General features: G+C 58.7%; 17 protein-coding genes. 3 read left to right on the top strand and 14 right to left on the bottom strand.

Annotated features, from left to right (window positions below; all coding sequences use genetic code 11):
* Nucleotides 1-588: 588 nt before the first annotated feature.
* Nucleotides 589-1539, top strand: coding sequence for a hypothetical protein (locus Q8N04_09575; protein ID MDP3090916.1), 951 nt, complete (start codon nt 589-591; stop codon nt 1537-1539).
* 107 nt (nt 1540-1646) lie between these two features.
* A complete protein-coding gene (locus tag Q8N04_09570; protein MDP3090915.1) occupies nt 1647-1814 on the top strand; it encodes a hypothetical protein in 168 nt (55 codons plus the stop codon).
* 102 nt (nt 1815-1916) lie between these two features.
* Here the strand turns inward: Q8N04_09570 and Q8N04_09565 are convergent, their stop codons facing one another.
* Nucleotides 1917-2225: a hypothetical protein gene (locus tag Q8N04_09565; protein MDP3090914.1), complete on the bottom strand. Its 309-nt coding sequence runs from the start codon at nt 2223-2225 to the stop codon at nt 1917-1919.
* 125 nt (nt 2226-2350) lie between these two features.
* Between Q8N04_09565 and Q8N04_09560 the strand changes: the two genes are divergently transcribed.
* Entirely contained in the window at nt 2351-2641 is a 291-nt protein-coding gene (locus Q8N04_09560) for a hypothetical protein (GenBank protein ID MDP3090913.1), read from the top strand.
* Between the two features lie 181 nt (nt 2642-2822).
* Here the strand turns inward: Q8N04_09560 and Q8N04_09555 are convergent, their stop codons facing one another.
* From Q8N04_09555 to Q8N04_09495, 13 genes are all read right to left on the bottom strand, one after another.
* On the bottom strand, nt 2823-4262 hold the full coding sequence (locus tag Q8N04_09555; protein MDP3090912.1) for a sigma-54 dependent transcriptional regulator: 1440 nt from the start codon (nt 4260-4262) through the stop codon (nt 2823-2825).
* Nucleotides 4263-4379: 117 nt separating this feature from the next.
* On the bottom strand, nt 4380-4895 hold the full coding sequence (locus Q8N04_09550) for an ATP-binding protein (protein ID MDP3090911.1): 516 nt from the start codon (nt 4893-4895) through the stop codon (nt 4380-4382).
* Nucleotides 4896-4901: 6 nt separating this feature from the next.
* Nucleotides 4902-6698: a histidine kinase dimerization/phospho-acceptor domain-containing protein gene (locus tag Q8N04_09545; GenBank protein ID MDP3090910.1), complete on the bottom strand. Its 1797-nt coding sequence runs from the start codon at nt 6696-6698 to the stop codon at nt 4902-4904.
* Between the two features lie 12 nt (nt 6699-6710).
* Nucleotides 6711-7526 (bottom strand): ABC transporter substrate-binding protein, encoded by an 816-nt coding sequence (locus tag Q8N04_09540; GenBank protein ID MDP3090909.1) that lies wholly within the window; start codon nt 7524-7526, stop codon nt 6711-6713.
* 163 nt (nt 7527-7689) lie between these two features.
* Nucleotides 7690-10110: a PAS domain S-box protein gene (locus Q8N04_09535; protein ID MDP3090908.1), complete on the bottom strand. Its 2421-nt coding sequence runs from the start codon at nt 10108-10110 to the stop codon at nt 7690-7692.
* Nucleotides 10111-10248: 138 nt separating this feature from the next.
* On the bottom strand, nt 10249-10638 hold the full coding sequence (locus tag Q8N04_09530; GenBank protein ID MDP3090907.1) for a hypothetical protein: 390 nt from the start codon (nt 10636-10638) through the stop codon (nt 10249-10251).
* 53 nt (nt 10639-10691) lie between these two features.
* The gene (locus Q8N04_09525) at nt 10692-10955 is read right to left on the bottom strand and encodes a hypothetical protein (GenBank protein MDP3090906.1); all 264 of its coding nucleotides are present in this window, start codon (nt 10953-10955) and stop codon (nt 10692-10694) included.
* 79 nt (nt 10956-11034) lie between these two features.
* Nucleotides 11035-11208, bottom strand: coding sequence for a hypothetical protein (locus tag Q8N04_09520; protein MDP3090905.1), 174 nt, complete (start codon nt 11206-11208; stop codon nt 11035-11037).
* Between the two features lie 266 nt (nt 11209-11474).
* Nucleotides 11475-12233 carry a DUF928 domain-containing protein gene (locus Q8N04_09515; protein MDP3090904.1) on the bottom strand — a complete coding sequence of 253 codons (759 nt, stop codon included), beginning with the start codon at nt 12231-12233 and terminating at the stop codon, nt 11475-11477.
* A 76-nt stretch (nt 12234-12309) separates the two neighbouring features.
* Nucleotides 12310-14595: a CHAT domain-containing protein gene (locus Q8N04_09510; GenBank protein MDP3090903.1), complete on the bottom strand. Its 2286-nt coding sequence runs from the start codon at nt 14593-14595 to the stop codon at nt 12310-12312.
* A gap of 110 nt (nt 14596-14705) precedes the next feature.
* Nucleotides 14706-16469 carry a ShlB/FhaC/HecB family hemolysin secretion/activation protein gene (locus Q8N04_09505; GenBank protein MDP3090902.1) on the bottom strand — a complete coding sequence of 588 codons (1764 nt, stop codon included), beginning with the start codon at nt 16467-16469 and terminating at the stop codon, nt 14706-14708.
* Between the two features lie 13 nt (nt 16470-16482).
* A complete protein-coding gene (locus Q8N04_09500) occupies nt 16483-19500 on the bottom strand; it encodes a filamentous hemagglutinin N-terminal domain-containing protein (GenBank protein ID MDP3090901.1) in 3018 nt (1005 codons plus the stop codon).
* 551 nt (nt 19501-20051) lie between these two features.
* Nucleotides 20052-20831 carry a hypothetical protein gene (locus tag Q8N04_09495; protein ID MDP3090900.1) on the bottom strand — a complete coding sequence of 260 codons (780 nt, stop codon included), beginning with the start codon at nt 20829-20831 and terminating at the stop codon, nt 20052-20054.
* Between the last annotated feature and the right edge of the window lie 553 nt (nt 20832-21384).

Genomic DNA, 21384 nt, shown 5'->3' with positions numbered 1-21384 from the left:
GGTTGCGCGGCTGATCCAATCACGTGGGCTCATGAAAATATTTTTCATGGAAGACCCTTTCCACCCCCAACATCGGTGTTCGATGGAGTCCTGATTCCAGATCGCGAACTCTCAGCTGACGATGCGCAATTTATCTCCTGATTCGATTTCAATGCCGACACCTCATTCAGTTGCGTGTTGGATTCTCCTCGATGCCAATGAGGTCGCGAGAACTTTGGCGCGGTGAATGGAGCAACGGGCGGAGGCTTTCGCGCAGATCGGCTAGCAGCAGGACTCTGCCCGCCCTTGCGTCCGACAGTATCGGGGCGTAGGCTAATAATATCTTCGTGCAGCCGCCTCATTCTGTAGGTGGTGTTATGGTCCTCCGTGGAGCTTCAATCCATCGGTCCGGACCTGCCGGGTGTTTTTCTCTCACCAGACGGGCGGTCGACTATACCCCAACGGGGCGAACGACCGGTCGTTTAGCGACTCTCGCGTCGGGCACCGTCTCCGGTGCCGCTTCTTCACATCAAGCCACCCGAATCAGGCACGAACTGTCGCGGCTAATCTGCCGTTTGTCGGATTGCCTGAGACGGAAAGGAGGTTGTCATGACCTATCGCTATAGCGGTATCGACATCATCGTTGGATTCGGCATGTGCGCCATTGTGTTCGGCGCGCTGTTCCTCTTCGTGGCCACCACCGGCACTTTCCTCGTCGCCACGCCACCGGCGATGGGTGAGCCATTCTCCAGTTCAGCGAACGGAATGGTGTGGTTGCAGCCTGCTCTTGGGCGCGCCATTGTCGAGCGCACGTTGTTGCAGCGGCAGAGCGATCGCATGACGGCTCAGGCGACCTTGGAATGGGATCAGGCGTTACTCGCGCACTATAGCCTGCAATCCCTTCCCGGCGGTCCCTTCGGATTTATCATGGACCGTGCAGCGACGATGCCCGATGACCATGCGGCCCGCGTGCAGGCAGTCATGGGGCGTTCCATCGTGAATGCCACCAGGCGCGGATTGCGCAGCGGCATCCTTTCGGCGGATCACTATGTCTCTGATTACAATCGCGACGCGATCGCTGCCGCGGAGCAATTGGGCGGGCGCATGCAGGGGGCATTCGCAGCGACCTGGCAGCCGTTGCTTGGTCGCTGGATTGTGGATGCCAGCCGGGACTATGCCGCTCGGGCGGCCGTGGTTCAGGAGCAGTTGGGTGTGGCGATTGTCCATGTGGCGCAGGCCAGGACCGGGCTGGAAGAGGCCTGGGGGGCGAATCAATATCAGTTGGGGACGTTGCTGGCGGCGGTGGATCGCACGGCGACGATGACGGAACAGGCCGATCAGGTTATGGTGGCACGCGCGATGCCGACGGCCGCTACGATGGTGTCGGATCCGGCGATGGTCTGGCCCGGGATTCCGCTCGGGTATCTTTTTGCTGCGATGATCGGAATGGGCGCGGTGTTTTTCAGCGGGTTGAGGCTGTCCGCCATGAGCCGGGAAGCAAAGGCTTCAGCCGATCTTCGGCGCGAGCGTGATCGCTGGGTCTATCGCCTGGCGGCGTAGTTGTGTGACGGGGGCGGCTGATTCCCGTTGCCGGTGTCAGCCGCCCGTTGAACGCCGGTTGGTTCGTGGAAACAGGATGAGTCTATCGGAAGATTGTGAGGGGGATCATGGTTATCCTCATTGGTCTGGTGACGGTAAGTGCGCTTGTGGGCCTGCTGGTCTGGTCGCTGACGGGAGAAAGTGATGCGGAGCATCGCCATATGGCTGAGATGAAAGGCCCGTCCGGGCCGTCCTCCGCACCTGAGTCAGGGGTGCCGTTCAGGCGAGCGGCCTGAGTCGCCATTCCGATCGGTGCGCTGGCGCGCCGGACCGGCGAATCTCAAGGGAAAATCTGCGTACGCCGTACGGGATAGATTCGTGTAATGACGCGGGATGGGTTAGAGGGTGCCGTCGCTATTGGGCTTCAGGGTCGCAATAGCGGCCTGTGCGATCCCACCCAGGCGTTCGGCTCCTGATCGGTCGAGCAGTTCCCATTTCCCGCCTGGCGACTGCCTTCTGAACGAAGCCACCAATCCTTCCCCAATCCGGCGTTGTGCGGTCGCCGTGAAGGCAAACACCTGATCGCAGAACCGGCAATAATAGAACCGGATGAGCGGCTGAGACTTCGTGCGATGTTCGCCAATCAATGGGATTGGTCCGGCATCCAGCGGGCAGGGTGTGTATCCGGGGGCGTCAGGGTTTGTCATAGACGCAGTATATCAACAGTCAATCGGGTTGTGTGGGGGATGGGATTGCGCCTCGCCGGGGGGCCGGATACAATCGCGCGCTCAATCTGTGCGGCAGGGGCCGCATAGCGGTTGCCCGGGGATATATGGCTGAACCTGAACCGAAATCGAATCCGCCCGAGTCGGCTGAATTGATCGTGAGCGCCGAGCGGCATCAGCAGCTTCAAGATATTGTTTCCTATGTGAAGGGCCTGCATCATTTTATCGATCCGGATATGTATGATATTCTGTTGAAGCAGCTGGAGGAGTTGGAGTGGTGTGTCGAAGGAGTTGAGTGCGAGTCGAAGGACTTCAAGGAATGTTTTGGATTCACTATGCAGGTGACATGGAACGATCTCATGTTTCTGGAGACCGTCGTGATGGCGGCGGATACCTAATTCTCACCGCAAGACCACCGGCTATCGAGTCGAGAACCTCACCGATCAGGGATTCGATGATCTGCTGAAGTGGCTGGCGAAGGCGGAAGACGATCTGTTCCGGTGCAAACTCAAGTACCCATAGGCTCGGGATGTTGCGGAGTCGAAGTGTTGGCTGAATACGCACGCTGTCGATCAGTAGCTATTTCGCCTCATTGTCAGAATGAGGTGAGGGAGGATGGCCGGAGATCTGTTTCTGGCGAAGCAGTTTGGTGAAGTAGGTGCGCTGGAGCTTCAGCGCTTCAGCGGCTTTCGTTTGGTTCCATCCGTTCTGCTGAAGCGCTGTCTCCAGCACTTTCTTGCTGTAGGTCTCCATCATTTCATGATAGGCATGCAGCGACGGGTTCGGTCCGGAGTCCGGATCGGGTGTCGATGCGACCGCCATGAGCGACATCTGCGATGGCTCAATCGTCGCGCTCGTGGAGAGGATGACGGCGCGGGTCAGCACATTCTCCAGCTCGCGGACATTTCCCGGCCAATGATATTGGCGCATGAGCGTGAGCGCGCGGTCGCTCAGTGTGTACTGGCGATAGCTTCCGAGTCCGGCGGCACGCCGGAGGAAATGCTCGGACAGAGCTACTAGGTCATCCAGGCGCTCCCGCAGTGGGGGCAGCGTGCTGGCGATGACGGCAAGTCGGTAATACAAGTCTTCCCGAAAGATCCCCTGGCGGATGGCCTGCCGCAAATCTTTGTTCGTCGCGGCAATAAACCGGACATTGGTCCGAATGAGCTGCGTGCCGCCCACCCGGTAGAAGGTCTGATCCTGAAGCACGCGTAAGAGGTGGCTCTGCATGAGCATCGGCATATCGCCGATCTCGTCCAGGAAAACGGTGCCTCCTTCGGCGATTTCAATTTTTCCGGGTTCACGCTTCAGTGCGCCGGTGTAGGCACCTCGTTCATGTCCAAACAGCTCATTCTCCAGGAGGGTATCCGGTAAGGCCGCGCAGTTCACCGCGACGAACGGCTTATCCCGTCGTGGGCTCCAGCGGTGAATGGCGCGCGCAATCACTTCTTTCCCGGTACCGGTCTCGCCGAGCAACAGGACGGTGACCGGCGTGGCTGCCGCTTGCTTGGCGATGGCGAGTTGTGCGGCCATTTTCTGATTGGTTCCGATGATAGGATCGTACTGTCCCTCGACCTCCTTGCGGAGGACCTCGACATGGCGATCCAGCGCGAGGGTCTCAAGCGCTTTCTTGATCACGACCGTGAGGTGGTCGGCCGTGAAGGGCTTGGTCAGGAAGTCGAAGGCGCCTAAGTGCATGGCTTGCACCGCGCGCTCGATCGTGCCGAAGGCGGTCAGGATAATAATCAGCGGTGTGGTATAGGTGGGTAAGGGAGTCTCCGAGTCGGGCGCTGAGGCAGCGGTGGCGGTTTCCCGAACCTGTTGTAACACTTCCAGCCCGGAGCGATGGGGGAGTTCCAGATCGAGGAGGACGAGATCCGGTGCCTCCTGTTCAATAAGTCGCAGCGCCTCTGCCCCGTCGCTCGCGGTCAGGGGTTCATGCCCCATCCATGTGATGCGGTTTTCCAGACCGAGCAGAATATCCCGGTCATCATCGACGAGGAGGATTTTGGCGCGCATAGCGTGCAAGCCCCCTGTTCAGTCTTCGGAAGTGTAGTGACTTCATAGAGAAAAATATATGGCCTGTTGATGGCCTATACGGGCAAAGAGCCTCACGGTGGGCCAACCTGTGCCACCTCATTGCGGTTGCCGGTACGTCTCCGGAGTTGGCGCGATCGGCAGCGTAAAACAGATACAGGTTCCTCGACCGGGGGTGCTCTCCGCCCAGATTTCTCCCCGGTGCATCGTGATCAAGGTTTTGGTAATGAACAGGCCCAATTGAGCCCCTTGCGACGACGGCATCGACGACGGCACTTTTGAAAATTCGTTGAAGACGCTCGGTAAGTGGAGCGGATCAATCCCGCATCCGGTATCGGCCACGCAGGTCTTGACCATCCCGGCAGCATCACAAGAAAACGTGACGGTGACAGCCCCGCCGGGAGGGGTGAACTTGATGGCGTTGCCGATCAGATTCCAGAGAATTTGCTCCAGCTTGTCGCGGTCGCCGAAAATTCTGGGGAGGGGGCGCTTCGGCTGGATCCGCAGGGCGATCTGTTTTTCTGCTGCGACCGTCTGCAAGCCCTCTGCGGCAGTGGCGGCAATCTCTGCAATGCAGACCGGTTCAGGCCGAAGCACATCTTTGCGGGTATCCAACCGCGATCAATCCAACAGCTGGTTGATGATGCGGGCCAGCCGAGCCACGTTGTGCTCGATCCGCGTGAGGTAGGTCGTTTGTTGGCTTGTCAATGGACCGGTGACACCATCCAGCATGTTTTCGGCAAAACTGCGAATGGCGGTCATAGGCGTGCGCAATTCATGGGACACGACCGACAGGAAGGTCGTGCGCCGTCGATCGTGGGCTTGGAGTTGGTCATTGGCGCGAGAGAGTTCCTCCGTGCGCTCGTGGATGCGTTCTTCCAGATGCTGGGTCAACTCGGAGAGGTGGGCATAGGCGCGGGCGTTGTCAATTGCGGCGGCCACATGGCTGGCGATCGTCAGAAGAATATGAAGATCTTCTTCGGTGCATATCTGGGCGCCGCGATCACCGGCAATGTATCCCAAGGTCCCGTGATGACTCTGGAGTGGAACGGCAATAAACGACGAGATGCCGGCCCGTTGCAGCAAGTCCATCACCGGCGGATAGATCCGGTCGGCTGCGGCCTGGAGGGCCTGGATGAGCACCGGTTCGCGGCGAAGAAACAGATCAGCAGTGATGCTGCCATCGTCGCGTATGGGGATCTCCAGGTTATAGGCGAGCTCGGCAATCTCGGGCGAGATCCCCGTGACGCGGGCGATGTAGGACACGTCACGCTCCTCAAGCCGCAGGACCAGCACCATGCGCAGGAAGCCGAGATTGCCGACCAGGAGTTGGAGCACCGTGTCGAGGAGGTGGTTCATGTCCAGGGTGCTCGCAATGGCGGCGCTGGCTTGATGGAGGGTGGTCAGCTGACTGAATTGTTGTTTGATCGTCTCGAGGTTGGTGGTAATGGCCTGATTCCGCTCTTGAACCGAGCGGGCCATGACATTGAAGAGCCCGGTCAATTGGCCGACCTCATCGTTCGTGGACGGGGACAGTTGAACCGGCGCCGTACCCTCAGTCACCTGGCGGGCCATCCCGGCCAGGCGTCGCAACGGAGTCGTAATGCGCGAGGTCAGCAGGTGAGCGCCGAGTATGCCGGCTCCGATAATGAGGGCGGTCAGGGCAAAGACATTCTGGATCATGGTCAGCACGGCCTGACGCACGAGCTCATCGGTGAGGCCGATTTGAATAATGCCGTACACCGGGGGCCGTTTCATCATAGCCCCGTCGATGGCCGTGGATTCGGGGTCGAGTGTAAACGGGGTGATGGGTGCGGGTGATGCCCGAAGCACCGGCAAGGCAAAGTCATAGAGTGTCTCGGACAGAGTGGGGAATAGCTGAGTCATGTAGGAGCCTTGATTCTGAGGGGCGAGCGTGAGCTGATCCGAGACGGCAAGCGGGGTAATTTGCGGAACCGTCGCTGGCGTTTGAGCCAGTCGTTGGGCGATGTCTGCGGGAGGATAGATCGGATGGGAGGGAGATCGTTGTGGATCTGTCAACGACTGGCGCGCTCCCTTGCTGTACCGGGCGATAGCTTGGCCGTTTGAGCCCATGACGACGACGTAGACAACTTCATCGATGGAGAGAAGACCTTCGATGTACTGTTGAAGGGTCGTTTGATCTTCCGCGACCAGGCCGGCAAATCGGAAATGGTTGTTGTGCGCGATGTTGGTCAGGAGAATTGTGCCGAGGCGATGGAGATTCTGCAGCATGGCATCGCGTCGAATCTCAACAAAATACCAGCTCAACGTGGAACAGGTCAGGACCAGAATCAGGCTGAAGAACACGACAAATTTCGTCCGCAAGCTGACGAACGGCCCCGTCGGTGCGCCGGGAGGCGGTGTCGGACTCTGGAGAGAGAGCGGTTCGGCTGCCATAGAAATCAGATCCTAATATTTCTCATCAATCAGGCGCTCGATTTCGCTGGGAAAGGTGATCTCCAGGAAGTTGGCTGTCTTTTGGTTCACCGTAATGCTCAGGCGTTCGACGGGTATCGGTTTCATCGGGAGTCTCCTGTCTCCATCGAGGAGTCGTCTGGCAAGTAGACCGGTTTCCCGGCCGACATCGCCGTAGGAGACGGAAATGCTGAGGAGCGCTCCGAGCCTGGTTATCTCCGGCGAGAAGCCGATGACAGGGACATGGCGTGCCATGGCCGATTCGAGGATGAAACCGACGGACTCCGCGGTCAAGACCGTTGAATCGGGTACCAGCCATAGCCCGTCGGCGGTCTCGATGAGCGCGCGTAGCTGCTGCGGCACCTCTCTTTCGCTGCCGACGGGAAATTCCGTCAGCTTGAACCCGCTGGCAGCCGCATAGGGAGTCGTTTCTTTGATACGGGATCCGTTCTTCGCGGGGTCGAACAGGACTCCGAGCTGATGGAGCGACGGCAGAAACGAGCGAAGAATCTTGAATTGACGTTCGGCGGGAATCTCCAGCAGCGTGCCGGTCATATTCGGGGCGGAGAGACGATGCTTTGAAGGATCAAGAATCATCATATACACGATGGGCATATCCATGATCTCCACCTGGGCGGCCAGAGCGGCTTTGAGACCGACGGCCAGAACGAGGGACGCGTCGGAGGCCCTGATTTTCCTGGCCAGCTTTTTCCCGAGCTCTGGATCACCGCGCAAATCGTATTCGACATAGGTCATGGAGGCAGGGGCCGTGACTTTGAATCCCTCGATCGCCTGTGCATAGGCCGACAAGTCGGAGGATTGCAGTATGGCAATTTCTCCGGCAAGGGCGTGGGCTGATCCGAGGAGACAAAATATGATGAGCAGAGCGAATCCCCCCAAGTATCTGCCAGGTGCGCGGCATTCGGCGAAGGGGGGACACTCCGTGTGGTGTCGATGAGGCGTCATCATAATATCACGATCGCAGATTGTCGTGTCGCGGTTTCTCTGGGGCGTTGCGACCTGTCTGCGTGGGCTCTGACGGCGGCACCTGTCCGGTTGAAATGGATTGGACGGTCCCCAGGATGCGGGTCGCTGTCCCGGTCGCACTCCGAACCACATGGCCCGACCATGAGAGCCACTGGAGAGTGCCGTCGGCTCGGCGCACGCGGTGAGCATAGGCGAGCTCAGGCTGAGAGGATTTGGGCGCCTCCAGCAGCGCCGCCAGAACGGTAGCCTGATCCTCTGGGTAGACTCTGGCCAGAAATTCCTCCCTGGAGAGGGGACCAGCACCGACCGGGAGGTCGAGCAGATCATTGACGATCGGCGACCAATAGCAGTGGTCCGTCTGCAGGTTCCAGTCCCAGATGCCGACGCGCGCAGTCATGAGCGCGAGCTGAACCCGCTCCTCGTTGATGCGGAGAGCATCTCCAAGTCGTTTGCGTTCGGTGATATCGGTGGAGATTCCGCACACGGCATAGGGGGTCCCTGTTTCGTCGCAGAGCGGAAATTTGATCGAGATGTAGTGGCGCAGCCCATCCCGGTGAGGGGCGGTTTCGTCGTACTCCACCGGAGCCTTGCGTTCCAGCACCTGGCGATCGTTGGCACTGAATGCGTCGGCAATTTCGCGGGGAAAGAGATCATGATCGGTGCGCCCGACGATCTGATCGGTGGTCAAGTTGAACATCTGCCCGAACCGGCGATTCGTGAGCACGTAACGTCCGTCCAGCCCTTTCACGTAAATGACGGCGGTCGTGTTATCGATCACGTCTTTCAGCAGCCGTTCACTGCGTCGGAGGGCTTCTTCTATCCGTTTGCGGTCGGTGATGCACTGTAAGGAGCCAGCCATGCGGAAGGGCCGTCCATTGTCGTCCCACACGGCCTGGCCGCGCGCGCGGAACCAGCGGTATTCGCCCTGTTTCGTGAGGAGCCGGTACTCCACGTCGTAGGGCTCGTGCTGTTCCATGTGCGCGCGCAATGCGGCCAGGGCTCGCTCACGATCTTCAGGGTGCAACCGGGACATCCAGCTCTCCAGGATGTCCGGAAACTCCTCCCGGCTATATCCTAACAACTCGCGCACCCGCGGAGACCACCAGACCGGCGTGTGAGGGTGATGCCACGGCTGGCCGGGCAGAACCTGTCCATCCCAGAACCCGTCGCTCGATCCGCGGATCACGCATTCCAAGCGGTTTTCCCGTTCCCGCAATCCCGATTCGACACGCCACTGTTTGGTCGTATCATGAAAGACCACGACCGCCCCGGCGACGGTGTCGTCCTCCCACAGCGGAGAACTGACGTATTCGACGGGGAAGCTGGTGCCATCACGTTTCCAAAATACTTCATGGGTGACGCGATGGATCTCACCGTCGTGCAGGGCGGCGTAGATCGGACAGGCGTCGTCGGGGTACGGGGTCCCATCGATTCTGCTGTGGTGCAGGAGCGCATGCATAGGCCGCCCGATCAAGTCCTCCACAGCATAGCCGAGCATCGCGGCCGCGCGCGGATTCACGAACGTAGCGAGCCCCTGGCGATCGATGCCATAGATGCCCTCGCCGGCCTGCGTTAGGATAAGACTATGCCGGCGACGCAGTTCATCCAGCGCCCGCTCCGTCTGCTTTCGTTGGGAACTGTCGCGAATGATACCGCTATAGAAGTTGCCGGTTTCGGTTTTCCAGGTAGCCAGCGAGAGTTCGATCGGAAATTCGGTGCCGTCCTGCTTGAGCCCCTGGAGTTCGACGACCGATCCGATGAGACGCCCCGATCCGGTTGCTTCCAGACGGGCCAGGCCGGCGTTGTGGCGATAGTGATACCGTGACGGCATGAGAACCGTGAGCGGTTTTCCGATCAGATCATGGTTCGAATAGCCGAACATGGTCGCAGATGATCGATTGTGCGAGAGGATGATGCCCCGCCCATCGGCCACCACGATGGCATCGCTGGCTGACTCCACCAGTGAGCGGAAGCGGTCTTCGCTTTCCGTCAGGAGATGTTCGGCGCGTTGGGCTTTCACCGCCAGTTCCTTGACCCCGATCGCGCGACGGAGCGTCTGGCGGAGTTCCTCGCGATGGTAGGGTTTGGTTAAATAGGCGAAGGCCCCCCGCGTCAGCGACCCCACCGTTTTCTCCGTCGTCGTGCTGGCCGTGACGATGATTACGGGTAAATGCGGGTCCAGCTGTTGGATCGTGGCGAGCACCTCGAGGCCATCGCCGTCCGGCAAGGTCACGTCGAGCAAGACTGCATTGAAGCGATGGGCACGGAGCTGGGCGAGCGCGCCGTGACAAGAGGGGGCGGTATGGACGGTATAGCCGTCGTGGGTGAGCAGGTCCTGCAGGCTCACGACAATATCAGGATTGTCTTCCACGACGAGCACGGTATGGGAAGGGGCTTCGCCGGCCATAGCTCCCTCAGTCAGTGAAGCCTTAGATATAGGACACGGCCTGACTCACCGTGGCCCAAGGCTGAGGGTCGTGTGTTGCGCCGTACAATAACGAGAATGGCGCAAGAATAGTACAGATATACCACTTAAGGAAACCATTTAGAATCTCATCGGCAGCCAGCCCATCGCCTGGCTGCCGATCGTTTCGCCAAGAGGATACTCCTGGTGCTTGTCGTAGAGTGCGTTGAGTGCGGATTCTGCCACTTCAGCTTTGTCGTGCCAGAGCCGGTTCATCGTGCCTTGTACGTCGTTATAGACCGAGCGGCGATCTGCGTTCGACGGGGCTCGCGAGATCGGCGGTCCATAGCGTGAAGCGATGCTCACGCTTTCTGCTTCTTTGATCAATCCCATGGCGTCGATGTGGGGAGCTGAGTCGGTCACGTTGGTTGGGTCCGCGGCGGGGGATTCCGTCTGCCCCAGGCTGCTCATAGTGATGGTCAGCAGGGTGGCCAGCATCGGATGGTCTGATCGTCTCAGCTCTGCGGTCATTGCAGTTCCTCACTTCGGCATCGAGCGCTGATGGTCGAGTCCACCGGCGGCGCCTACAGGAGCGGCTCGGTAATGGAAAGGCGTTGTGCAGGGGGAACACGGCGAGGTCGCCCTCGTTTCAGCGGAGCGAGGCGAAGAGGAAATAGGCCGCCGTTGGTCTGCTCCATCTCGGCCGCCGCATCATCAATGGCATCAGCAATGACCCGGGCCATCGTGCGCTGTTCGGTCCAGTAAATGGCGTTTCGCAGGCGTTCGATCAGAGTCGTCGGGAGAAGGACGGTGATGCGCTGATTGCGAGAATCTGCGGTGGCAGTCACCCCGTTGAGGGATGGTGCGTGAAGATCAACAGCGGCAGTCTGACTCGATAGGGGCAGGAGACGATCGTCTGATTTCCGATCAGACCGCCATCCCTCGGTGCGAAGGTGTCCCGTTTTTTGAGAGCTCTTTTGTCTCATGGGTATGAACCCCTTTGTCAGTGCGGCGATCGTCGCCGGTGATCGTGATGACCATGAGCCACGAGATTCCTACCAGCCCCGCTAACAACACCCAGTTGATCAATTCCTGTGTCACGGTGTGGACTCCTGAGGAGTGGCGCCTCAAGTTCTTTCTGGAGGAGTTCGCAAGCCGTATGCCAGTGGCCCTATCCGATTGCACGGGCATGTTTGGGAGAAGATTGTTGGAAAAAGCGGAGCTGAGCCGATCCCCATCGCGATGTATGACGGTAGGAGCCGACGAGGGTGGATCAGATGTGATCCGTAAGTGAATCGGAAAGGATTCGCCGGTGGGCGAAGGAATCGCGGGTTGTCATGGCAAAGAGGGAAGGAATCAGAGGAGCGCTATCGGGTTGAGGTCGTGAGGGAGCGAAGATCCCACTCAGCCACTCCGTGTAGACCGACTTGTTTCAGCAGCGCAGCGCGCATGCGTCGGAGCGGGGCGTCGGTGGGGCGGGCATCGATGAGCGTGCAGAGACAGGCCATCGCGTCGTACCAGAATCCCTGGCGGGCGTTGTCCTGCACGCTCTGCGTGCTGCAGGTGAGGTGCGGGCCTGCTTCGACAAGACAGGCATTGAACTCACAGCGCTCAATGACTCCCCCCGCCACGATGTCCTGCGATGGTGAGTCGGGGTTACGGATCACAGAGACGTACCATCGATACTGCACGTCCGGTTCGAGTGTCACTCCCATCTCCTTCAGACTAATCGTCTGAATTCCTGCCTTCGTCGGAGAAGGGATGGGTGCTTCATGCACCGGCTTGATCGAGCGATTATCGATCAGCGTGAAACGAACGGTATAGGCCGTGGGTTTGGACAGAAACCAATTCAGCGCCGGCGTTTGGTTGATCGTCAGGCCGACATGATCGGGGACGAGAGCTTGAATTTCAGGGTCGCTGCCGCCGGTCCCGCGCATTTCCCCGCCGACACGCGCTCGAGGCGAAAACTTTCTGGGTGGGGTATAGATCGGCAGCGACAGGTCATCAGGGGCGGCGACGTGAGGGGCTGCGGATTGCTCGGATCCTGCCGTGGCCTGTGTCGGCTCCACAAGTGTCAGGCCCAGGGGCATTGTACAGATGATGCAAAACAACAATGTGGGTTTCACCGTGCACCCCCTCTTGCTGAGGCTCTGTGGTGAATATCCATGCATGAAGCGTACTCTAGCATACGGTCGCGACCCTTTATAGCCAGTTATTGAGCAACAAGAAAGGGGACCAGTAAGCCGGATGCTCGTAGACCCGATCAGCCAACAGCTTCGTCTGAGCTTGTTGCAACGCGACCGCTTTGGACATCGATGGATTTCTGAGCTGCCGGTAGAATTCGGAAATCAGCGCAGCGGACGCTTCATCGTTGATGAACCACAGCGTGGCGATCGCGCTTCTCGCGCCGGCCTTGATGGCGATTCCCGCGAGGCCGAGGGCGGCGCGATCATCGCCGACGCCGGTCTGGCAGGCGCTGAGGGTCAGGAGTTCGAGCGGTTCCTGCCGGAACCGGTATAAGCCGACCAGCCGGTCCAGCTGATTCACGGTGAGTCTGCCGTCGAATGTGAGCAGAAAACTCTCATTCGCATCCGTCGAAAATTTTCCGTGCGTGGCAATGTGCAGCACGCCGAACTGACCGTCTCGCAATTCCTGCTCCAGCCGGGTTGTCTGAAACTCGCTATTGAGCAGTTGATCGCCTCGATAGAGATCGTGGATCGCTCCCATTTCTTCGGCTACATACGGGAGCGCCGGAAATCCCTGGACGGCATGTGTCAGTCCGATGGACAGGAACCGGACCGTCTCCCGGTTAATCGGGTGGGGGTCCGTGAGATTCAGCCCAGGGGTCAGCGCGACGGCAAATTTCTGAATGAGGAAGCCGGTCCCATCGTGCAAGGCGGCCAGGGGAATGGTGCGGAGCGATCCGTCGGGGACAAACACCAGCGTATTAATGTGCAAGCGGGTCAGCTCTGCCTCGATGGGGCGAACCAGCCAGTCATAGAGCTGTTGAGCATGGGGGAGATATTCCCTGGTCGTCCGCTTCTCGACCGTGCGGCGGAATGCGCGCACTTCCTGCGCCAATGTCACGGCGGGGACCGGCACTGAGATCCGCGTCATCCCGGTCGGGAGGCTGACGAGCAGGTCCAATCGGTCTGCGAATATGATCGGATAGATCACTGCGGTAGTCGGGGAGAGCGTGTCGGGTTTTGTGATGCGGGACTGCAGGGCATCGACGCATTCGTCCTTGAAGTATTCCCGCAGCTCAGCCGCTTTGAAGGCTTCGATCGCGTCGCGCGCAGTCAGGAGATAGGTCTGTGCGGTGTGGGTGTCGTCCGTCATCCCGGCGCGTTGGAGCAGGAGGTCGGCCAGTTCGAAAAACAAGGGGCGCACCGATTCCTGGTCCGGAGTCGACGCCTCATAGGAGGCGCGGGCCACTTCCGGTCGGATGGGCAGCAACGTGGCGGCGGCTTGCCGGTAGGAGACGATGGCGTCGTCGAGGTGGCCGCTCGACGCCAGCAGCCGGCCCACCTGCCACTGCCAACGGTAGAGCGCTTCCGGTACGCCCGCGGATTGCGCTGAGAACGCCGCGCGTCGGGACAACTGCAGCGCTTCCTCGGTGCGGCGTTCTGTTTCGTAGAGATGCCCGAGATAGCCCAGCGCATAGGACAAGGTGCGCGCATCTCCCAATCGTTCGGATAGGGCCACCGCTTCTTGCAGCGCGCCGGCGGCTCGTATGAGCAGCGCATCGCCGATGTCTGGCAGGAGCGGCCGCAGGTACCCGTAGCCCAGTCCGATATTAATCAAGCCCACGGCCTTGTTGTAAGACGGGGACAGTTCACGGGTTTGGTCGAGTGATTGATCGAGCCAGAGCCGGCTGTCCTGTGGCTGGCCGAGCCGCAACGCCGCGCGCGCGGCGTTGATTCTGGCGGTAATCGCGACCATGGGAAGCCCGGTGTCCTGCGCAATCGTCGTACTTTCATGAAAGGCAGCCAGCGCCTCGGTATCTTCGTGTCTTAGGGCGTGGAGAATGCCCAGATCGTTCAGCGTGGCGGCGGTGAGCGCGGGTGATGCTTCTTGACGGGCGAGCGTCAACGCGTCGGTCAGGCGTTCCTCGGCTTCATCGAGCTGGCCGACCGCGAGATAGGTGCGACCGAGTTGGGCCAGCACGCCCGCTGTGGTCTGCGGATCGCCGCTGTTCTGTGAGAGCACCAGGGCAAGGTCGAGTTGGAGCAGCGCCTGCTTGGACTGCCCGAGGGCCTGCGCAGCCTGTGCGGCGCCGAGGAGGGCCTGGATGTGTTCGCGGGTCGCGCCGCGTTCGCCGGCAAGCCCGGCAGCGTCCTTCCAGGAGGTGAGGGCTTGTTCAAACGCACCGCGGCGAAACGCGTCGGTGCCCTGCGTCATGAGCGTGGCCGGATCATTCGCGACGTCGGCTGCGGAGCTCCGGTCGCTCTCGACGCATAGGGAGGTCAGCAGCACGAGTAGTGACACAAGATACAATGGTCTGTCTGGTCTGTCTTGTCTGTCTCGTGTGTTTCGTCCCAAGCGAGACACCGCACCAGATAGACCTGATAGACCAGACAGACGAGATAGAGGTGTCATCACAATACCTGTACGACAAACTGCAGGTGGATGCCGTGATCCTGCAGATTGCCCGGCGGATGTGGGACGTGATTGAGCGGTTGTCCCCAGTAGAGTTCAAACCGTGCCCGTTCCTGCGGCAGCAGGCTCCAGCGTACGCCCAATCCGATGCTCGCCAGGGTCTGAGGATCGGGGGTGCCGCCTTTGGCATTCCAGGCGCGGCCCACATCGGCGAATTGCGCGAATTGGAGGCGGGGCTCGCCGGAGGGAAACGCGAGCAGCGGGATGCGGGATTCAATCGAAGCCAAAAACGCGTTGTCGCGAATGAGCGTGTTCTCGCGATAGCCGCGGACGCTGAAGCGTCCGCCGACCGGCATCTGTTCCAGCGGGAAGAGGCGGTCGTTCGCGAGCTGCAGGCTCATCTGTCCCAGCAGTTGCACGCCACCCCACTCATCGAGCCGTCGCAGGCCTTGCACTTGGGCTAACCACGAGAAGAATTGCGTATCCGGGAGCGGACCGGAGTTGTTGGTGGCACCAAGCACATCGAGCCCGACGGAGAAGCGGGAGCGGACAGCGATGACCGAGTTCGGCGTGCGATGGACATACTCTTGAATGAAGCGGAGCGCGCTGACCGTATTGACGCCGGTGTCCGACGAGCCGGGAATGAACAGCGAGGGGAGTCCGGCCTGGTCGAACGCGGAGGTGACCTTGTTATAGAGCCGTTCCCCGGTGATCGCGACCGCAAACTCATCGGTGAGCGTCTTGTAGAGCGGCTGGCGGAGTGTGATGCCGAAGATCTCCGCGTCGGCCTTCAAGTCGAGAAAACGGAAGCTCTGATCGACCACGAGGAAATCGTTGCGCCGGTAGTAGGCCGACAGGGTTGTATCGTACCGGGTTACCGGAATCGTATAGGAGGTGTCGATGATCGGATTCACGCCGCGCGACCGGCCGTAGGTGAAGCTGAAGGCATCGCCGTGGCCGGTGACATTTTGGTGTGCGACGGTCGCCAATCCCCGTTCGGCGCCCACGACCGGTGTCTGATGGTTATTGAAATCCAGCCATGCTTTCCAGGGAGAGGCCTCCTTCACCCGCAGATTCAGCACGCTCTCCCCGCGGCGATCGCCGGGGCGGAGTTCCGCGTTGATGCGCTCGAGACGCTGGTCCTGCTGGAGCAGTTGCAGTCGTTCCTGCAGCGGCGCGATGGCAAAGGGCGTCTTGACGCCCAGCGCCACCCGGTCGCGCAGATAGCCGTCACGGAACCAGTCGGTCCCCGCCACATCGATCCGCGCGACCGTGCCTTCGACGATGTGATAGGTGATGACTCCGAGCGTCACGTCCTGATCGGGAATGATCGCGCCCGACGTGATGTAGCCTCGATTGACGTAGAGCAGGGTCAGCGCCAGCCGCAGCCGCTCCAGGTCATCCGTCGTGAGGGTGCGGCCTTTGAATGGCTTCGTGACCTGGTCGATCTCCACCTCTGTAAAAACGGTGTTGCCGGTCACATGAATATCGTGGACGAAGACGCGGATCTGTCCCAATTGCCGCTGGATGTCGCTATCCGGCGCCTGTGGGACCGGCGGCAGCACCATGCTCGGCGGGGGAGCCGGCGGCCTGAACTCCTTCTTGAGCGGACCGGGCGGTTCACCGGATCGGCCGGTCGGATCGAAGACCGGCGGGAGGGCTTGAGCCAGGAGTGAAGAAGGGGGCAGCGTGAGCAGCATGACGAACCCCGCAGAAAGGGCAATGCCTGCGCTCGCCCGCGCAAACGATGTGTGATTCCTCATCCAATCCTCGACCTTACGCGCGGCATCCAGTCAATCCACTCTCCGCAAAGCGCTGTGTCAGAAAGCCTGCGGGGGTCAACCGACGCAACGAGACCGGGGCATCGGCCGATGCAGTCATGGCCGCGACCAGTGGGCTGCTTTCCTCACTGGCGAGGGCCAGCGGTTCGGTCTGTTCCATGATGAGTGCGAAGGGACTGGGCGACCAACCGCCCGGCTCCGCCGGAAGAATATCGCGCCCGGCGACGATCAGGCTGCTGGATCGGCTATCAGCCAGTGCCGCGCAACGACCGGTCTGGAGTGACTGTACCTGGCGAAGCGAAGAGGGGAGTGAGGAGACGGTGCCTGCCAGGTTCGAGGTCGGACTCTGGATGTTCACCGTGCCGTTCAAGCCGAATTGCGACGAGGCATCCACCAGGCTGCTGGCATCGGCGAGGAAGAGTGGCGTGGTGATGGAAATATTCCCCCCGGCGCCCTGGACGGCCTGGGCAATCACCTGGCTGTTCTGCAAGATGACGACATTCGGATCGATCGTAATATTTCCACCGCTGCCGCTACCGCCAAGTACCGATGTGCTGATGGAACTATTCACCAGTCGGATACGGTCAATGGCTTGAATGTCGATATTCCCGCCACTGGCCTGCGCGGCTTCCGTCTTCACCGAACTGTTGCGCATTTCAAATTGCTGGCCGGCATTGATCGCAATGTTGCCCGCGTTGCCAGGCCCTGTACTGCTGGCGGACACCGACGCGCCGTCAGAGATAGTCACCGATTGACCGGCAGTGAGAAAAATATTACCACCTGAGCCCGCATCCGGTGCTGTGCCGATTGTTCGGCTTTGGATTCCGCCTGGCTGGCTCGTGGTCAGAGTGCCGGACATGGCTATCTTGTCTATTGCGGCGATTGTGATGTTGCCACCTTGTCCGTTGCTGCTGGTGCCACTGTCGATCTGAGAGCCGGTACCCATCGCGAGCGATCCCGTAGTGATGGCTATATTACCTGCACTGCCGCACGGTCCTGAACATTTGCCGCCGATCGTTGAAGTGAAAATACCGCTCGGATGGATGGTGCCGAGAGAGAATAACGGTTCTGGGATATCCTTGGGGAACTCGCCCGAGATTAAAATAGGACCCGTTGTCGTGATCGCAACATCGCCGCCCCGGCCGCTGCTCTTGGTGATGGTATTGATCCTCGAGCCATTCAACATCTCCAATCGCGGGGTTGTGATAGTGACACTTGCAGCATCGCCGAAACTGCCAGATCTCCCAAAAGAGTTGCTGAAGATACCGCTCGGCCGAAAGAAAGGAGGTTGAGCAGAGAGGGTGATGTGATCGTTTGCCACGATGATGATTGAGCCGGCGGCTCCGTTGCCTGCAGTATCGCTCACGATTTGGCTCCCATTCGTAAGTTCGATCGTATCGGCTGAAACCGAGACTCCTCCTCCCGCAAGAGAAGCGGTATTGGCGTGGAGCATGCTTTCATTGGTTAATAAGTGGTTTGCAGAGATCCTTATTTGACCGCCTCGCTCAAAACTAAGAGCCGTCATATCGCTGTTGTCCAACATGATCTCATGAGCTGTAACTGTGATATCTCCTGCTCGACCAACATCAAAGAATCCACCGTCTGTCACAATGGGCGATAGGGTCATGTGGAGACTGTCTGCCGAAATTCTGACATTGCCGGCAGAGCCGGTAGCGTCTTCGCCGCTCTGAAGTGCAACTGATTGACCAGTGCTGATTGGTGCAGTGTTGACGTCAATAGTGCGAGCGGTGATGGTCACATCACCGCCGTGGCCGCCGTCTAGGCCTATTGTTCCAGAATCTATAAAGTAGATGAGACCCAAGGCGTTGCTTCCATCGACTTGGAGATTGCCGGTCGTAATAGTGACATTGCCTGCTCTACCCGATCCTGTAGTGTGGGGGTCGATGACAGCCAAGATATCTTCTGTAGTAGCCGTAACAGACATGTTGGCCGAAGAAATTAGAGTGTCTCCGGCATTGCCTGAGCCGGTTGTTCGGGCAGTGACGGCAGGGTTCAGATCAGCCGAGATCAACAGATCGCCGGTGAGTTGAATGTCTACGGCGGATAAAGCTCCATTTGCATTAACTGTGTCAGCCGAGATCGTCGCATTGTCCATCACCAAGCTTCCGCCACGGATACGCACGGTGCCTCCTGCATTTCCGCTGACGTCCACCAAGGTTCCAGGGCCAAGGGTGATCGAACCACCTGCCATTCCGGGTGTTGGTTGAAAAGTTGAAGCCATGACTTCCCCGGTTGACGCGCCGCTGACCAAATTAATCCGTCCTTCCGGGGCTGCGATGTGTGCAGGTTGAGGTGGGTTTCCTGTTGCTTCGCTTGGGCCGATGGCAATATCTCCAGCGATGAAACTGAGGGATTGCCCGGTCGGTACGGACAAGTTGCTGCCTTGGACAGTGATGGCTCCAGGATTGGAACCGAGAAACCCAAAGGCCGCGACGGGCGCGCTGGTCAATACGCTTGTTGAAGTGGGATCGGCGTGCAATATTCCCGTGTCTGTGAGTCGTATGCTATTGGCTGTGGTGAATGTGACCGATCCGCCGACATTCAACGTGGCGGTGGGCCCGAAGACGATACCGGCTGGATTCATGAGAAAAAGATTCGCGTTGCCGAATCCGGTGGTCTGAATGGTCCCAAAGAGATTCGAGACATTTCCGCCAGTGACACGTCCAAGGATATTCGACGTCAATGGCAAGCTACCGTTGACTGGAGTATTCAAGAAGTTGGCGATGTCGCCTGCTCCGACACTGAAGTTTCCAAAACTGTGAAACAGATTCGTGCCCGCTCTGGTCCCATCGGTAATGTTATACACGTTCCCGTTCTGTGTGACGGTGGTGTTGGGAATCCCGGCGCCGGTTGTGGGCGTAATTGAGGTCGCGACTGCGGCTCGGGCATTTCCAGGAATGACAGAAAGGAACGAAATGAAGGTGGCAAAGATCAACGCGATGATGCGCACGAAGCCAGGAATAGTGCCGGAACGACCCACCTTGTGTTTCATGATGAATCCTCCCGTCGCGTCGCTTAAGGGGCTCTTATTGTTTGGCATGGTAATGGTAAACCCAATCTCTTCCATGCTGACATGGCGCCTCACCGCTCATCCTCTATAAGCACATGTCCAGCATTCCGCCACCATGGATGTGCTCCCTGAAACGAGAGGCTGGTTTCGTCCTGCCGTATCGGGGAGTCTACGGTTGGCAAGAGCAGTCACAATTCCCCCCACCCTTAGGAATCGTTGTGCAATGTGCATTAGAATTATTGGGATCGCATAGGGCTCCAATAACTTTACAGACATAGCCACTCGTGCAGGCTGTGCCATCGTTGGCGTAGTCACCTGCTCTCGCGGTACGCTTAAAACAACCTGCAGGGTCATCTTCCCCTTCGCTTGCCTTTGCGCATTCTCCTGTCTTCACTTGCACGTTCACCCTGGTACATCCAGGGATAAAGAGAGTGATGATGATACCGGCCAACAGTGCTCGCCCATATAAACCCAGATCCTCAAGCAGAAGTCGCATAGCGTATCCCCCCTTCTTTTAGAAACATTGCGGTTGTTCAATAGGGTGCGTTCATCTTGTTGACAGTATCGGCTAACGTTCGCATCAGGGAAAAAGCTTGCCAGGCATTTATGGTATCCCCTTCGGCAATGTGAAGAATGGCGTCGTCTTCCAGCGCTCGAAGAGTGAGTAGATCTCCCCGTATTTGTTGTGGCCCGCAATCTCCCGCTCCCGCTGGCATGCCAGCCAGAAAATGCCGGTTCAATCCAAGGATAGAAACAACCAAACACTCGCCTTTCCTCAACTTCATCATTTTCTTTATGAGACGTTCGGAACCCCACTCTGTGGTCAGCCATGTGTGATGATCCTGAGGATCCGGTCGAACAACCGTCAACGAGGATCGTGGGAAGATTCCTACCGAAATCGGATAGATAAATTCACGGAAAGGTTCAAGAAGTCTAATAACTGCCTTGGCTCGTTGGGGGGCAGTAGGGCAGGGTGCACCAGGCAGACAAAATTGTGCCAGTTTATCCAGGCGGACCCAATAAACAGGCAAAGGCAGGCCTAGGTTATTAGCTGGAGTCAGTCCCATAACCTCTGCTGCGGAAACGAATCCCAGTTGCATGGCATGTGGGTCATCATTTTTGACGATTGCCTTCAGGGTAGCCAAGCCATCCACGGCTGCATCCTTGGCCTCGGTTGGTGGAGCCTCAATGGTAACAAACTGTCCATAGGCAATCGGAGAGACCGTCAGGCTTACCATGATTGCCATCGCAGGCACGAGTGCGATGGCCGGAGAAACGCGGGCACGGTGTTTTATCCAGCAGCGGTTTTTCATCGGATCAACACACTCATATGAGTCCATGCGAAGTAGAACGCATTATTTTTTATGTCGAGATAGTCGCGAAACTGAGTCCACTTACCAGCGCAGTCCTGGACAAAGCAGTCATATCGTATATCCGTAATGCCGGATTGGTGACTGTCACTGACAACAATTTTTTCAACCATATCTACGATGGTCGATCCTAGAACGGCGGAAATTGTCGTTTCTCGGTACCCGCTTGCTGCCAGTGAATGTAAACCTCCGCCGGTCCACTTGATTATGTAGAGGATTGGACGGTTCTGACAAAGCTCGTCCGTAATCTGGTACCAAGACAATGGCCCGTCTCTTCGAGGATCGTACATGTTCGGCTTGATGCCGAGAGGCCTCAGGATCATTTCCGGCCATCCAGGTTGCTGGCATTTAGACTTGTTAATGTTTGCGGGATTACAGCAAGTCTTGAGTGCGGGGATGTTTTTACCTTTATCGTAAAGTTCGCACTGTTTGTATGGAGCGGACGTAGTCGGGTTCATCATCGTATAGATATTCGCCACGACTGTTGCGCTCGCGA

The organism is Nitrospira sp., assembly GCA_030692565.1.
In the GTDB taxonomy this organism is placed as follows: Bacteria; Nitrospirota; Nitrospiria; order Nitrospirales; family Nitrospiraceae; genus Nitrospira_D.
This window is presented reverse-complemented; position numbering and strand designations above follow the sequence as displayed.

What these genes read in the sequence shown, in the direction of transcription:
- Q8N04_09545 (MDP3090910.1), bottom strand. Translation starts at nt 6,698, where the DNA reads ATGGCAGCCGAACCGCTCTCTCTCCAGAGTCCGACACCGCCTCCCGGC.
- Q8N04_09505 (MDP3090902.1), bottom strand. Translation starts at nt 16,469, where the DNA reads ATGAGGAATCACACATCGTTTGCGCGGGCGAGCGCAGGCATTGCCCTT.
- Q8N04_09535 (MDP3090908.1), bottom strand. Translation starts at nt 10,110, where the DNA reads ATGGCCGGCGAAGCCCCTTCCCATACCGTGCTCGTCGTGGAAGACAAT.
- Q8N04_09530 (MDP3090907.1), bottom strand. Translation starts at nt 10,638, where the DNA reads ATGACCGCAGAGCTGAGACGATCAGACCATCCGATGCTGGCCACCCTG.
- Q8N04_09565 (MDP3090914.1), bottom strand. Translation starts at nt 2,225, where the DNA reads ATGACAAACCCTGACGCCCCCGGATACACACCCTGCCCGCTGGATGCC.
- Q8N04_09570 (MDP3090915.1), top strand. Translation starts at nt 1,647, where the DNA reads ATGGTTATCCTCATTGGTCTGGTGACGGTAAGTGCGCTTGTGGGCCTG.
- Q8N04_09500 (MDP3090901.1), bottom strand. Translation starts at nt 19,500, where the DNA reads ATGAAACACAAGGTGGGTCGTTCCGGCACTATTCCTGGCTTCGTGCGC.
- Q8N04_09495 (MDP3090900.1), bottom strand. Translation starts at nt 20,831, where the DNA reads ATGAAAAACCGCTGCTGGATAAAACACCGTGCCCGCGTTTCTCCGGCC.
- Q8N04_09560 (MDP3090913.1), top strand. Translation starts at nt 2,351, where the DNA reads ATGGCTGAACCTGAACCGAAATCGAATCCGCCCGAGTCGGCTGAATTG.
- Q8N04_09575 (MDP3090916.1), top strand. Translation starts at nt 589, where the DNA reads ATGACCTATCGCTATAGCGGTATCGACATCATCGTTGGATTCGGCATG.
- Q8N04_09555 (MDP3090912.1), bottom strand. Translation starts at nt 4,262, where the DNA reads ATGCGCGCCAAAATCCTCCTCGTCGATGATGACCGGGATATTCTGCTC.